The organism is Catenulispora rubra, assembly GCF_015356825.1.
Taxonomy (GTDB): Bacteria; Actinomycetota; Actinomycetes; order Streptomycetales; family Catenulisporaceae; genus Catenulispora; species Catenulispora rubra.
Genome location: NZ_JAACYW010000313.1, coordinates 1 through 13148 on the forward strand (window position 1 = coordinate 1; position 13148 = coordinate 13148).

Here is a 13148-nt window from a genome sequence, read left to right on the forward strand (position 1 = left end):
CGCCTACTGCGCCGCACCCGCCCCTTGACCGCGGCAGCCACCAACTCCGGCGGAAACCACCGCGTCAACACACCCAGATTCACCAACGACGTCAACCCGGTCCACGGATGCCTCAAACCACTCACACCACCTCCAACACCAACCAGAACACATACATGCCCACCACAACCAACGGCATTGGGGCCTCCTCGACGGGGGGCGACCCGCGCGTCGGGCTTGATGGCGGCGGCCCACGACTGTTCGGCTTTCTATCCGCTGTTGCCTGCGCCGCGCTGGTCGGCGGCGGTGCTGCTTGTGGTCGCCTAGGTTCTGGGTCCCTCGCCGCGTCATCGCCGTAAACGGAACCAGAACCAACACCCCGCATGGTCCGGTCGGACCCGGCGAACCACGTGGCCGGTCAGGCTAGCCCGTCACCAACCGCAGCCGCCAAGATCAGCTCACCCGCGAGATGTCCCACCCCGGAGGCGCTGCCTCGACCCACGTCAAAAAGGCCATCATCGACTCCGTCGACATGGCCAGCTCCACCACCGCCCCGCCGGCTGAACACTCCAGCACCGCCCAGCCCGGCAGCAGTGTCCGGGTCTCCTCCCCCGCGGCGTCGCGGCGGCCCACGACGTCGAACCCCCGCCGAGCCAGGCTCGTGCGGGGGCGGGGGGAGTAGCTGAAGACGCGGTAGAGGTCCACTGTGAGGTCGCGGTAGCGGCCTACGGCGAAGGACCAGCCGGAGGCGTCGCCGGCGGCTGGGATGGGGCCGAAGCGGACTGCGCAGTCGAATGCGCCGCCGCCGCGGCGGATCAGGTGGCGGCGCATCGGGATGAAGGCCACCGACAGGCAGAGCACCACAAAGCAGACAGCCAGGACCTCGACAGCGCTGAGCATCTACGTGAGCTCCTCACTGTCGAGTCCCGGCTGCATCTACGTGTACCTCAGGGCCCTTAGTGTGCCGGGCTCGCGCCGACGGAGGCGTCGCCGAGGACCCGGAGTTGGGCTTCGGCGAAGCGGAGGTCGGCTTGGGCCTGGTCGCGGGCCGCGCTGTCGTCGCCTGCGGCGTCCTCGGCCGCGCGGGCCGTGGCCGCCAGGTCGCGGGCGGTCGCCAGGTCGATCTCGGACGGGAGCAGGACGCTCTCGGCCAGGACCGACACGTCGTCGCGCGCCACCGACAGGAAGCCGCCGGAGACGACGACCTCCTTGGTGCCGTCCTCCGTGCCGCGGATCGTCACCACGGAGGGGGCCAGGATGGACAGGATGGGCTGGTGGCCCGGCAGCACGCCGGTGTCGCCCTCGGTGGTGCGGGCCACGACCATGTCGGCCGTGCCCTGCCACACCTTGCGGTCGGCCGCCACCAAGGAGACGTTCAACCGGCGCGAGCCGGCATGCGACTCGCTCATGCCCGCTCCAGCTCCTTGGCCTTCTTCTCCAGGTCCTCGATGCCGCCGCACATGAAGAACGCCTGCTCCGGCACGTGGTCGTACTTGCCGTCGGCGATCGCGGTGAAGGCCGCGATGGTCTCGTCCAGCGGGACGAAGGAGCCGTCGATGCCGGTGAAGATCTTCGCCACGAAGGTGTTCTGCGACAGGAAGCGCTCGATGCGCCGTGCGCGCTGCACGGTGATCTTGTCTTCCTCGGAGAGCTCGTCGATGCCGAGGATCGCGATGATGTCCTGCAGGTCCTTGTACTTCTGCAGGATCGCCTTGATCCGGGTCGCGCACTCGTAGTGGGCCGCGGAGATGTACCGCGGGTCCAGGATGCGCGAGGTGGAGTCCAGCGGGTCCACCGCGGGGTAGATGCCCTTCTGGGTGATCGGACGGCTCAGCACCGTCGTCGCGTCCAGGTGGGTGAAGGTGGTGTGCGGGGCCGGGTCGGTGATGTCGTCCGCGGGGACGTAGATCGCCTGGACCGAGGTGATCGAGTGGCCCTTGGTCGAGGTGATGCGCTCCTGGAGCTGGCCCATCTCGTCGGCCAGGGTCGGCTGGTAGCCCACCGCGGAGGGCATGCGGCCGAGCAGCGTCGACACCTCGGAGCCGGCCTGGGTGAACCGGAAGATGTTGTCGATGAACAGCAGCACGTCCTGCTTCTGCACGTCGCGGAAGTACTCCGCCATCGTCAGGGCGGACAGGGCCACGCGCAGACGGGTGCCCGGGGGCTCGTCCATCTGGCCGTAGACCAGCGCGGTCTTCTCGATGACGCCGGTCTCGGTCATCTCCGCGATCAGGTCGTTGCCCTCACGCGTGCGCTCGCCGACGCCGGCGAACACCGACACGCCGCCGAAGTTCTCCGCGACGCGGTAGATCAGCTCCTGGATCAGCACCGTCTTGCCGACGCCGGCGCCGCCGAACAGGCCGATCTTGCCGCCGTTCACGTACGGCGTCAGCAGGTCGACGACCTTGATGCCGGTGGTGAACATCTCGGTCTTGGAGTCCAGCTGGTCGAAGGACGGCGCCTTGCGGTGGATGCCCCAGCGCGTCTCGGCGTGGAACTCCTCGCCCTCCTTGAGGTTCAGCACCTCGCCGGTCACGTCGAAGACGTGGCCCTTGGTGACGTCGCCCACCGGGACGGTGATCGGGCCGTCGGTGTTGATCACCTCGGCGCCGCGGACCAGGCCGTCGGTCGGCTTCAGCGCGATGGCGCGGACCATGCCGTCGCCGATGTGCTGGGCGACCTCGAGGGTCAGCCGGCGGGTCTCACCGAGGAACGGGTAGTCGATGGTGAGGGCGTTCTGCAGTTCGGGCATGCCGTCGACGGGGAACTCCACGTCGACGACCGGGCCGATGATGCGCGCGACGCGGCCGACGGCCTTCGTCGCGGTCTCTGTGGTCGCAGTCATTTCAGTCACTTCCCACATTCGCGTCGGCCAGCGCGTTGGCGCCGCCCACGATTTCGCTGATTTCCTGGGTGATGTCGGCCTGCCGGGCCGCGTTCGCCAGCCGGGTGAGGTTGTCGATCAGGTCCGAGGCGTTGTCGGTCGCGGACTTCATCGCGCGGCGCCGGGCCGCGTGCTCGGAGGCGGCCGACTGGAGCATGGCGTTGTAGACCCGCGCCCGCACGTACTGCGGCAGCAGCGCGTCCAGCACCCGCTCCGGGGACGGCTCGAACTCGTACAGCGGGAACACCCCGCCGGCCGGGGGCTCGGTGGTCTCCTCGTACTGCAGCGGCAGGATCCGCACCGTGGTCGGCTGCTGCGCCAGCATCGAGATGAACCGGGTCGAGACCAGGTGGATCTCGTCTATCCCGTCCTCGGCCAGGAACGCCGCGATCACCTCGTCGGCGACCGTGCGGGCGTCGGTGTACGCGGGGTTGTCGGAGAACCCGACCCACGAGCCGGCCATCGACCGCTCGCGGAAGGTGTTGTACGACACGCCCTTGCGGCCCACCACGTAGCGGACCGGCTCCTTGCCCTGCTCGCGCAGCAGCTGCATCAGCTGCTCGGCTTCCTTCAGGACGTTGGTGTTGTAGCCGCCGCAGAACCCGCGGTCGCTGGTGACCACCACGACGGCGGCCTTGGGCCGGATGCCGGCCTTCGGCTCGCGCTCGGTGGTCAGGGCGTGCGAGGCGTTGGAGCGCGAGGCGACCGCCGAGACGGCGCGCGTGATCTCCTCCGCGTACGGCGTGGAGGCGGCGACCTTCTGCTGCGCCTTCACGATGCGGGCGGTGGCGATCAGTTCCTGGGCCCGGGTGATCTGCTTGGTCGCCTTCACCGAGGCGATCCGGCGCCGGTATACCCGGAGCTGGCCTGCCATGTCAGTTCACCCCTTCCCGAATCCGGTCGTGCACGAAGTTCTCGGTCACGATCAGGAGGCCTTGTGCTTGGTGATCGTGGCCTGGCCGACGTTGTCCGCGTCCATCGCCTCGGCCTTGCCCTGGTCGGCCAGCAGCGTGCCGTCGCCGAGCTCGAAACCGCGCTTGAACTGCGCGACCCCGTCCTTGAACGCCGTCACGGTGTCGTCGGAGAGCTGACCGGTCTCGCGAATGCTGGCCAGCACACCGGCGTGGTCAGTCTTCAGGAAGGAGATGAACTCCTTCTCAAAGCGGCGCACATCAGCCACCGGCACATCATCGATCGAACCCGAGGTACCGATCCAGATCGAAGCCACCTGCTCCTCCACCGGATACGGCTCATACTGGCCCTGCTTCAAAAGCTCGACCATGCGCTGACCGCGGGACAGCTGCGCCTTGGAGGCATCGTCCAGGTCCGAGGCGAAGGCCGCGAACGCCTCCAGGTCGCGGAACTGCGCCAGGTCCACACGCAGCGAACCGGACACCGAACGCATCGCCCGCACCTGCGCCGAACCACCGACACGGGACACCGAGGTACCCACGTTGATCGCCGGACGCACACCGGAGTTGAACAGGTCGGTCTCGAAGAAGCACTGACCGTCGGTGATGGAGATGACGTTGGTCGGGATGAACGCCGAGATGTCGTTCGCCTTGGTCTCAATCACCGGCAGACCGGTCATGGAGCCCGCGCCCATCTCGTCGGACAGCTTCGCGCAACGCTCCAACAGACGCGAATGCAAGTAGAAGACGTCGCCGGGGTAGGCCTCGCGCCCCGGCGGGCGGCGCAGCAGCAGCGACATCGACCGGTAGGCCTCGGCCTGCTTGGTCAGGTCGTCGAAGACGATCAGGACGTGCTTACCGTCGTACATCCAGTGCTGGCCGATGGCCGAACCGGTGTACGGCGCCAGGTACTTGAAGCCCGCCGGGTCCGAGGCCGGGGAGGCCACAATCGTCGTGTACTCCATCGCGCCGGCCTCCTCCAGCGCGCCCTTGACGGCCGCGATGGTGGAGCCCTTCTGGCCGATGGCCACATAGATGCAGCGGACCTGCTTCTTGGGGTCGCCCGACGCCCAGTTCTGCTTCTGGTTGATGATCGTGTCCACGGCCACCGCGGTCTTACCGGTCTGCCGGTCGCCGATGATCAGCTGACGCTGGCCCCGGCCGATCGGGGTCATCGAGTCGATGGCCTTGATACCGGTCTGCAGCGGCTCCTTGACCGACTGGCGCGCCATGACACCCGGGGCCTGCAGCTCCAGGATGCGGGTGCCCTCGGCCTCGATCGGACCCAGGCCGTCGATCGGCTCACCCAGCGGGTTCACCACCCGGCCCATGAACTTGTCACCGACCGGGGTGGACAGGATCTCGCCGGTACGGGCGACCCGCTGCCCCTCCTCGATGCCTTCGTAGTCGCCCAGGACCACGACGCCGATCTCGCGGACGTCCAGGTTCAGGGCGATGCCCAGGGTGCCGTCCTCGAACTTCAGCAGCTCGTTGGTCATGGCCGAGGGCAGGCCCTCGACCTTGGCGATGCCGTCACCGATCTCGGTCACCGAGCCGACTTCGTCCTTAGACGCCTCGGGCGCCTTGTAGGAGTCGACAAAGCGCTCCAACGCGTCCCGGATCTCCTCCGGACGGATCGTGAGCTCCGTCATGAGTATTCCTGCTCTCCTAGATTCATCCGGGCCGGGCAACGGCGGGCCCGGCACCGTGTGCCGGAGTTCCGCCCGCCGCCACCACCCGCAGGTCGTTTCGTGTGGGTACTGCTCTGTGTCTTCTTGTACGACGCTAAGCCTTGACGCCGAGCGCCGCCGGGTCGGCTCGCGCTCAGCCGGCCAGCTGCCGCTGGGCCCGGGCCAGCCGGGTCGCCACGGTGCCGTCGACGACCTCGTCGCCGATCCGCACCGACAGCCCGCCGAGCACCTCGGGGTCCAGATCCACGTTCAGGTGGACCTGCTTCCCGTACATGCGCTTGAGCACCGCCGCGAGGCGGTCGCGCTGCTGCTCGGTCAACGGGACCGCGGCGGTCACGTAGGCGATCAGCCGCTCGCGGCGCGCGGCCGCCTCCTTGCCGATCTCGGTCAGGCCGGCGCTGATCGACCGGCCGCGCGGGTGCGCCACCAGCCGGCCCACCAGGCGGTAGGTGGTCGGGTCCACCTTGCCGGACAGCAGCCCGTCCATCAGCGCGACCCGCTTGTCCGCCGGCACCCGGCCGTCGGCCAGGGCCAGCGCCAGGTCGCCGTTGGAGTCCAGCAGCCGGCCCAGGCGGAACAGCTCGTCCTCGACGTCGTCCAGCTTGCCGTCCCGCTCGGCGACCGCCAGGTCGGCACGGACCGCGAGGTCCGCGACCGCGTCGGCCAGGTCGCGCGGGGCGCTCCAGCGGGACCGCACCAGACCCGCCACCAGGGCGGCGGCGTCGGCGCTGATCTTGCCGGCGAGCAGCGAGGTCACGATGTCCGCGCGCAGCGCCGCCGGCCGGGCCGGGTCGGTGAGCATGCGGCGCAGCGAGGCGTCCCTGCCGAAGGCCACCGCCACGGCCGACAGGTCGTCGGCCAGGCCGGTGCCGTCAGCGCCGGGCGCGCCGGTCAGCGCGTCCAGCCGATCGGCCCCGGCCGCGAGCGCGCCGCGGCTGGCGCCCTGCATCAGGCACCCGCCTTCGCGGTGGCCGCTGTGCTCGATCCAGAAGCCGTGTCGGCCTTGGCTTCCAGCTCGGCCAGGAACCGGTCGACGGTGCCGCGCTGACGGGCCTCGTCCTCCAGCGACTCGCCGACGATCTTGCTCGCCAGCTGGATGGCCAGCGTGCCCAGGTCGCCCTTGAGCGCGGCGCGGGTCGCGGCGGCGTCGGCGTCGAGCTGGGCCCGGCCGCCGGCCACCAGGTTGTCGCGCTGCTCGGTACCGTCGGCCCGCATCTGCGCCACGATCTCAGCACCCTGTTCCCGGGCGTGCTGGGTGATCTTGGCGGCCTCGTGGCGCGCCTCGGTGAGGTTGCGCTGGTACTCCTCCTGCAGCGCGGCGGCGGCCGCCTGGGCCTCCTCGGCCCGCTGCATTCCGCCCTCGATCGCGTCGGTGCGCTCGTCGAGGGTCTTCTTGATGCTCGGAAGAAGCTTCTTCCAGAAGATCACGAAGATGATCAGGAACGCGATCGTGCCGACGACGAGTTCGTCGCCCTGCGGGACGATCGGGCTCTCAGCCAGGACAACTCCTGGTGCCATGGTCTTCCACCTTCCCTAGGTCCGAAGTGGCTCGGGATGGCTCTTTACTTCAGGACGAACGGCGCGATGAAACCGAGCAGCGCGAGCGCCTCGGTCAGCGCGAAACCGATGAACATGTTGGTGCGGATCATGCCCGCGGCCTCGGGCTGGCGGGCCATGGCCTGCACACCGTTGCCGAAGATCAGGCCGACGCCGATGCCGGGGCCGATGGCCGACAGACCATACCCGAGGAAGCCCAGGCCCTTGATGGTGGTGGTCGAGTCCGCCAGGGTGGTCAGAGCAGCGCTCATGTCTCTCGTTTTCCTTCTGGTTGGCCGGCGGGCGTCGTGCCAACCGGTCGCTTATAGGTCATGCGGGATCTTGAGTTGTGGTGGTGCCCGCGCTCCCCAGGGAACAAGGAAGCGCCCGTCTTCGTCAGTACCTGTGTGGTACTAGTGCGCTTCCTCGAGTGCGCCGGCGAGGTAGCTCGCGGTCAGCATCACGAAGATGTAAGCCTGAAGGGCCTGGATGAACAGCTCGAAGCCGGTCATCACGATCGCCATGGTGAAGCTCGCCCCGGAGAAGACGATCCCCTTGACGCTGAACATGTACCAGGCGCCGATCGAGAACGTCGCGACCAGCAGGTGGCCGGCGAACATGTTCGCGAAGAGCCGGATCGCCAGGGTGAACGGCCGGATGAAGATGTTCGACAGCAGCTCGATCGGGGTCAGGATGAACAGGATGCCCAGCGGCACGCCGCTCGGGACGCCCAGCACCCGGAAGTAGCCCAGGCCGTGCCGCTTGAACCCGGCGTACATGTAGGTCAGCCAGACCATCACGGCCAGCGCCGCCGGGAAGGCGATGCGCGAGGAGACCGGGAACTGGATGCCCGGGACGAACGACATGACGTTCATCAGCCAGACGAAGAAGAACAGCGAGAACAGCAAGGGCACGTACTTGTCGCCCTGCTTGCCCATCGAGTCGCGCGCCATGCGGTCGCGGACGAACAGGTAGGCCACCTCGCCGATGTTCTGGACGCCGCGCGGCACCATCTTCGGCTTGTTGAACGCCACCCAGAAGAACGACACCACCAGCACCGTGATGAGCACGGCGAGCACGACCGGCTTGGTGACGCCCCAGCCGGCGATGTGGAACCACGGCCGGTTGGAGAAGTCGAAGATCGAGGACGTCGGGGCGACGTGGTCGAAGCCACAGCCGTTGCTCCCGAACAGGTGACAGGAACCGCTGCTGTCCGTGCTCAGCGCGCCGACACCGGCGGCAAGGCTAAGGCTCATCGTGTGTATCCAGACTGGCTCATCGTGACGGCAACCTTCAGGTGTCGGCGCGTCCGGGTCGCCCCCGGGCGCGCGATCGGCACTGGATGTGTCGTGGCTATCGGTCGTGCGGGTCGTTCTGGTCCTGCGGGCCGTGCGTGCGTTCGTCCTCGGTGTCGACCGTGTCGGCCAGGGCGCGACGCTTGCGGATCAGCGCCTCGCGTTCCTGTCTCTCCAGGACCGCCACCTGCCGGAATGTGAGGTACAGACCCGCGGCGAGTCCGAAGATCACCCCGATCGGTGCGAACACGTTGGAGGTGCCGGCCCACTTGTCGATCAGCCAGCCGAGGCCGCCGTAGAGGACCATGCCCCCCAGCAGATAGCCCGTGATCGCTTGCGGATCGACCTTCTTCTCGGGCTTCCCGGTGGGGGTTTTCGTCTTGTGTGTACTGCTCATGCTGCTCATGCCGCCTCGGACGATAGCAGGAGAGATGACCTTCCCTGAAACCCAGCTGAGAAGGCGTGAGCGGCACGCTGGAATGCGTTAGGAACTCGTTATCGGACCCGGTTCGGGTCCGGACAGAGTGCAGGCGAGGCCTTTGGTGCGGCTCGCGACACAGCCCTGTTCGATTCCGAACCGTGGGCAGGATAGGTGTCAGCTCCGGCCGAGTACACAGCCCGGTTCCGGACGGAGGCAGGATAGGTGTCAGCTCCGGCCGAAAACGCAGCCCGGTTCCGGACGTGAGCAGGATAGGTGTCAGCTCCGGCCGATGGGCCGGTTTATGGGCGGTCATTGTGCTTACCGGCCGCCGACAGGCGACGGTTCGGACTCGGCGGTGCTCTCGGGGCGCTTGGGCGCCGCGGGCTTCAGCGAGTCCGGGATCGCGGACGGGTCCGCGTAGAAGATCTTCGTCTTCAGCACCGCGCGGGTCTCGGCGGCCAGCCACACCAGGGTCAGGCCCAGCATGGTGAACCCGAAGGACCGGAAGTGGAACAGCGTGGTGTGCTTGAACGCGATCATCAGCACGGCCAGGAAGACGACCTTGCCGAGGTAGGTGAGCATCGCGTACCCGAGCAGCATCTCCGGCTGCTTCTGGGCGACCCTGCTGATGACGATGATCGTCACCGAGAAGAAGGCCAGCACGATCACGCTGCCGAGCAGCGCTCCGATCAGACCCTTGCCGCCGACCAGCACGGTGCAGAGCACGACGGCGATCGCGCCGGCGACAGCGGTCGGTACCGCTGCTCCGCGCAACAATCGGGCGTCAATGGCCTGCATGGCTTCCCTCAAGAAGTCTTGTAGGTCGCGCGCTGCCGGGGTCCGGCACCGCGTCGTGTCGGTTTCAGGTTACGGGGGCGGTTCGGTCTTCTCACAACCCCTCATCCCCTTGTTCGTGAAAGCTATCACAAGCTCGCGTTCTACGCACGAACCGGTTTTCGGTGCGGCCTCGACCTGTGTTTTTCCGGTCCGGCTCCGTCAGAGTGCGTACTTCTTCAGCTGGGAGAACGTATGCCGGGTGGACACGCCGCGAACGCCAGGTGTGATCAACGTGACAGAGTGCGGTGCTGGTTCCCGTTCTCGGACGACGTCGCTATGGCCGGAATGCTCGGGCCGGCCTCGGTCGCCGGGCCCTGCGAGGCGATGCCCTCGACGGCGGCGTTGACCGTGGCGTTGACCGTGCCGTTCACGATGGTGTTCGGGGTGGTGTTCGGGGTGGTGTTCGGGGTGGCGTTCGCGGTGGCGCTGCCAGCCTGCCCGGCCGCCGCCGCGCCGTTACCGCCCGCACGCGCGCGGTGCCGCGCCGTGGGCGAGGACCCGACTCGCAGGGCCTTGCTCCGCAGCCGCTCGCGGTGGTCGCCGAGCCGCGGCCCCAGCAGCATCACCAGCCCCACCAGCGTCATGCCTATGGCGACGTAGACCACCGGCTGCCGGGACGGCGTGACCGCGAACAGCACGGTCACGAAGGCCACCAGCGCCGACCAGAAGTACATGATGAGCACGGCGCGGCGCTTGGAGTGGCCGATCTGCAGCATCCGGTGGTGCAGGTGGCCCTTGTCCGCGGCCAGCGGCGACATCCCGGCCTTGGTGCGCCGCACCACCGCCATCACCATGTCGGCGATCGGCAGCAGGGTCACCGAGATCGGCATGATCAGCGGCAGGTAGGCCGGGACCAGCTTGTGCACCGAGCTGGTCTGGTTGACCGTGTGGCCGATCTGCTCGCCGAGCTGGTAGGGGTCGATACCGCCCATGACGGTGATCGAGGTGGCGGCCAGCAGCATGCCCAGCAGCATCGAGCCGGTATCGCCCATGAACATCCGGGCCGGGTGCCAGTTGTGGGCCAGGAAGCCCAGGCAGATCCCGACCGTGACGATCGCGATCAACGCCGGGGCGGTGGCGCCGGTGAGCTTGTAGCTGATGGCCAGCCGGTAGCAGTAGGCGAACGAGGCCAGGCCCGCGATGCAGGTGATGCCGGCGGCCAGGCCGTCCAGGCCGTCGACGAAGTTCACCGCGTTCATCAGCGCCAGCACCAGGAACACCGACAGCACGATGGACAGCGTCGGGTCCACCGCCACGATGCCGATGCCCGGGATCACCAGCCAGCTGATCTGGATGCCCTTCACCACCATCACCGAGGCGGCGAAGATCTGGCCGACGAACTTGACCAGCGGGCCCAGCTCGAACTTGTCGTCCACCATGCCCAGCACCACCACCAGGAACGCACCCCACAGCAGGGCCTGGATGGTGTTGGACTCGCCGTAGACGTCGCGCTTGAGCATCGGGAAGTGCTCGGCCACGGTCAACGCCGCGGCCAGCCCGATGAACATCGCCAGACCGCCCACACGCGGCTTGGGGGTCTCGTGCACGTCCCGCTCGCGGATCACCGGGACCAGCCCCAGCCGGATGGCCAACGACCGAATCGGGCCGCCGAGGAGGAGGGTCACCGCCAATGCCACCGTCATGGCAAGCAGGCACTCCGCCACGAGGATCCTCTCCGCTTCTCTCTGTACTGCTGGCCGGACAAGGACAGTCTGGGGCAGGAGGCCGTCGCCCCGTGATGGGTGTGAGCAGTGTTGCGAGACAACCCTACGCCGACTACCGGCAGGCGGTGCGTCACAACTGTGGAACAGGAAGGGTCATCCGCAGAACTTCCTTTCCGCCGCGAACGGATCGGCCGGGACGACCAGGGAAGTCCGGGCCGGCGAGCCGGTGAGGTTGCTCCAGAAGCGGCCGAGGGTCATGGGCTGTCTGGTCGAATCCAGCAGCTCCTTCAAACCGCCGCAGCTCATCGCATGCCGCGCGGCACTGACCTGTTCGGGGGTCACCCCGCCGACCACCGTCTTGTGCTCCACGACCGCCGGATCGCCGTAGTCGGCGAGGATCCAGGCCCACGGCAGCTCCTTCTCGTGACCGGGCCGGCCGGGGGCGGTGACCGTCAGGTGCGCGCCGAGCGGGTTCGCCAGCCCGAGCGTGTCGACGACCTCGTCCCGCAGCGGCGTCTCGGCGCCGGCCGCGCCGAGCCGCCCGGCTGCCACGGCGAAGGAGAACGGGAGGTCCGGATTGAGCGGGATGTCCACGCCGCCCTCGGACGTGAGGACCCGGTCGCCCTGCGCGGTCCACGACGCGATCGACTCGCCGATGCCCAGTTCCTTGGCGGTGTACGCCGCCGAGGTGTCGGGATTGGGCCGTCCGGTCCACTGCTGGTAGCCGAGGCGTTCGTCCTCGGAGATGGCGTGCTTCTGGTCGTAGAACTGGACGGAATAGGTGGAGCCGCAGTAGGCGGCCCAGACCGCGGTCGCCGTGACGGCGGGGACCAGGACCGCGTTCACGGGGACCAGCAGCACAGGCAGGACGAGGAGGAAGACGACGGGGAGGACCATGCGCGCATGCATGAAGTCGCCGCCGACCTTGATGACATAAAGACCGAGCAGCAGACCGGCGATCACCGGCGTCGCCAGCAGGATTGTGGTGGTGCGGGTCTTCAGCGCGCTCTTCTTCATGAGATGAGCAGTGGCGGCTATCAGCAGGATCGCTAACGGAATCCACAGGAAGTAGCCCTCTAGCGTTTCCTCGACATAGCGCCAGCCACGGTTCCACTGCGAGCCACTGGCGGACTTCGCCAGCGCCGGGAGCGGGACGAGTTCGCCGTAATAGCCCGCACGCAAGATCTCGGCGATCAGCGGCAGGGCTTGCGCCGTAACGAAAAGCAGGAGGGTACGGCGCTTGCCAGGCCGGATGAGGAACCACGCCGCGACGCCGAAGACGGCTTCCATGAGCGCGAATTCGGGGCGCACCAGTGGCGCCAGGCCTATCAGAAACGCCACGGCGCACTGACGCTTCGCGTCGGGCGCCTCCGCGCACCAGACGACCAGCACCAGCCAGCACAGGCCCAGCCACAGGATTTCGAGGCCGGTCTCCAGCCCGGAAGTCGCATAGTCCCAGAACGGCGAGACGCCGAGGAGCACCAACGCACCGGCCGGCACAAGCAGCTGCCGCGACTTCCCACTGAGGCGCGCATGGAAGCGCGCGGTGGCGAGCAGCGCCGCGAACACTCCCCCGACGGCACACAGCAGGCCGGTGTAGACGGCGACCCGCGCAACATCGACGCCGCTGAGTCCGCCGCCGACGGTGAGCAGGACGGTCCAGAGCGTCGAGGTGTCGGTCTCGGCCCGCTCGTAGGGCGAGTAGAGAGGACCGTTGCCGGCGAGGATCTGGCGCACGGTGCGGACCGCGATCATGCCATCGTCGGCGATCCAGCGCCGCTGATAGCCCAGGGCCGCATAGGCGAGGGTGGTCGCGGCGATCAGGACGAGCGTGACGGGATGGTGGCGGCGGAGGGCGCCGACCGCGCGGAGCGGGTTGACGGTGTCGCGGAGGGGGCGGCGCTGGTGGGGGATGTGGATGGTGGGCTGC

13 protein-coding genes are annotated in these 13148 nt (G+C 68.2%); all 13 read right to left on the reverse strand.

What is annotated here, in order from left to right:
• Positions 1 to 432 precede the first annotated feature (432 nt).
• Positions 433 to 879: a DUF2550 domain-containing protein gene (locus GWK61_RS45910; RefSeq protein ID WP_194919083.1), complete on the reverse strand. Its 447-nt coding sequence runs from the start codon at positions 877 to 879 to the stop codon at positions 433 to 435.
• A 56-nt stretch (positions 880 to 935) separates the two neighbouring features.
• A complete protein-coding gene (locus tag GWK61_RS45915) occupies positions 936 to 1388 on the reverse strand; it encodes a F0F1 ATP synthase subunit epsilon (protein ID WP_194919085.1) in 453 nt (150 codons plus the stop codon).
• On the reverse strand, positions 1385 to 2824 hold the full coding sequence (atpD, locus tag GWK61_RS45920) for a F0F1 ATP synthase subunit beta (protein ID WP_194919087.1): 1440 nt from the start codon (positions 2822 to 2824) through the stop codon (positions 1385 to 1387). Before atpD ends, GWK61_RS45915 begins: the two co-directional genes overlap by 4 nt.
• A gap of 1 nt (position 2825) precedes the next feature.
• A complete protein-coding gene (locus tag GWK61_RS45925; protein WP_194919089.1) occupies positions 2826 to 3737 on the reverse strand; it encodes a F0F1 ATP synthase subunit gamma in 912 nt (303 codons plus the stop codon).
• Positions 3738 to 3788: 51 nt separating this feature from the next.
• On the reverse strand, positions 3789 to 5426 hold the full coding sequence (gene atpA, locus GWK61_RS45930; protein WP_194919094.1) for a F0F1 ATP synthase subunit alpha: 1638 nt from the start codon (positions 5424 to 5426) through the stop codon (positions 3789 to 3791).
• A gap of 172 nt (positions 5427 to 5598) precedes the next feature.
• The gene (locus tag GWK61_RS45935) at positions 5599 to 6414 is read right to left on the reverse strand and encodes a F0F1 ATP synthase subunit delta (RefSeq protein WP_194919096.1); all 816 of its coding nucleotides are present in this window, start codon (positions 6412 to 6414) and stop codon (positions 5599 to 5601) included.
• Positions 6414 to 6983, reverse strand: a complete 570-nt coding sequence (locus GWK61_RS45940) for a F0F1 ATP synthase subunit B (protein WP_194919098.1) — start codon at positions 6981 to 6983, stop codon at positions 6414 to 6416. Before GWK61_RS45940 ends, GWK61_RS45935 begins: the two co-directional genes overlap by 1 nt.
• 44 nt (positions 6984 to 7027) lie before the next feature.
• Entirely contained in the window at positions 7028 to 7273 is a 246-nt protein-coding gene (gene atpE, locus GWK61_RS45945) for an ATP synthase F0 subunit C (RefSeq protein ID WP_194919100.1), read from the reverse strand.
• Positions 7274 to 7414: 141 nt separating this feature from the next.
• Complete coding sequence (gene atpB, locus GWK61_RS45950; RefSeq protein ID WP_194919102.1) at positions 7415 to 8257, reverse strand: F0F1 ATP synthase subunit A; 843 nt, start codon at positions 8255 to 8257, stop codon at positions 7415 to 7417.
• A 97-nt stretch (positions 8258 to 8354) separates the two neighbouring features.
• A complete protein-coding gene (locus GWK61_RS45955) occupies positions 8355 to 8693 on the reverse strand; it encodes an AtpZ/AtpI family protein (RefSeq protein WP_194919104.1) in 339 nt (112 codons plus the stop codon).
• Positions 8694 to 9035: 342 nt separating this feature from the next.
• Positions 9036 to 9515 carry a Cg1360 family ATP-synthase-associated protein gene (locus GWK61_RS45960; RefSeq protein WP_194919106.1) on the reverse strand — a complete coding sequence of 160 codons (480 nt, stop codon included), beginning with the start codon at positions 9513 to 9515 and terminating at the stop codon, positions 9036 to 9038.
• A 266-nt stretch (positions 9516 to 9781) separates the two neighbouring features.
• A complete protein-coding gene (locus GWK61_RS45965; RefSeq protein ID WP_228564051.1) occupies positions 9782 to 11197 on the reverse strand; it encodes an MraY family glycosyltransferase in 1416 nt (471 codons plus the stop codon).
• A gap of 174 nt (positions 11198 to 11371) precedes the next feature.
• Positions 11372 to 13148: arabinofuranosyltransferase AftB family protein (locus GWK61_RS45970; protein ID WP_194919112.1), on the reverse strand; the 1777-nt coding region annotated here is incomplete at its 5' end.

Coding starts and splice junctions, on each gene's coding strand:
- GWK61_RS45910 (WP_194919083.1), bottom strand. CDS start 879: ATGCTCAGCGCTGTCGAGGTCCTGGCTGTCTGCTTTGTGGTGCTCTGC.
- GWK61_RS45915 (WP_194919085.1), bottom strand. CDS start 1,388: ATGAGCGAGTCGCATGCCGGCTCGCGCCGGTTGAACGTCTCCTTGGTG.
- atpD (WP_194919087.1), bottom strand. CDS start 2,824: ATGACTGCGACCACAGAGACCGCGACGAAGGCCGTCGGCCGCGTCGCG.
- GWK61_RS45925 (WP_194919089.1), bottom strand. CDS start 3,737: ATGGCAGGCCAGCTCCGGGTATACCGGCGCCGGATCGCCTCGGTGAAG.
- atpA (WP_194919094.1), bottom strand. CDS start 5,426: ATGACGGAGCTCACGATCCGTCCGGAGGAGATCCGGGACGCGTTGGAG.
- GWK61_RS45935 (WP_194919096.1), bottom strand. CDS start 6,414: ATGCAGGGCGCCAGCCGCGGCGCGCTCGCGGCCGGGGCCGATCGGCTG.
- GWK61_RS45940 (WP_194919098.1), bottom strand. CDS start 6,983: ATGGCACCAGGAGTTGTCCTGGCTGAGAGCCCGATCGTCCCGCAGGGC.
- atpE (WP_194919100.1), bottom strand. CDS start 7,273: ATGAGCGCTGCTCTGACCACCCTGGCGGACTCGACCACCACCATCAAG.
- atpB (WP_194919102.1), bottom strand. CDS start 8,257: ATGAGCCTTAGCCTTGCCGCCGGTGTCGGCGCGCTGAGCACGGACAGC.
- GWK61_RS45955 (WP_194919104.1), bottom strand. CDS start 8,693: ATGAGCAGTACACACAAGACGAAAACCCCCACCGGGAAGCCCGAGAAG.
- GWK61_RS45960 (WP_194919106.1), bottom strand. CDS start 9,515: ATGCAGGCCATTGACGCCCGATTGTTGCGCGGAGCAGCGGTACCGACC.
- GWK61_RS45965 (WP_228564051.1), bottom strand. CDS start 11,197: ATGACGGTGGCATTGGCGGTGACCCTCCTCCTCGGCGGCCCGATTCGG.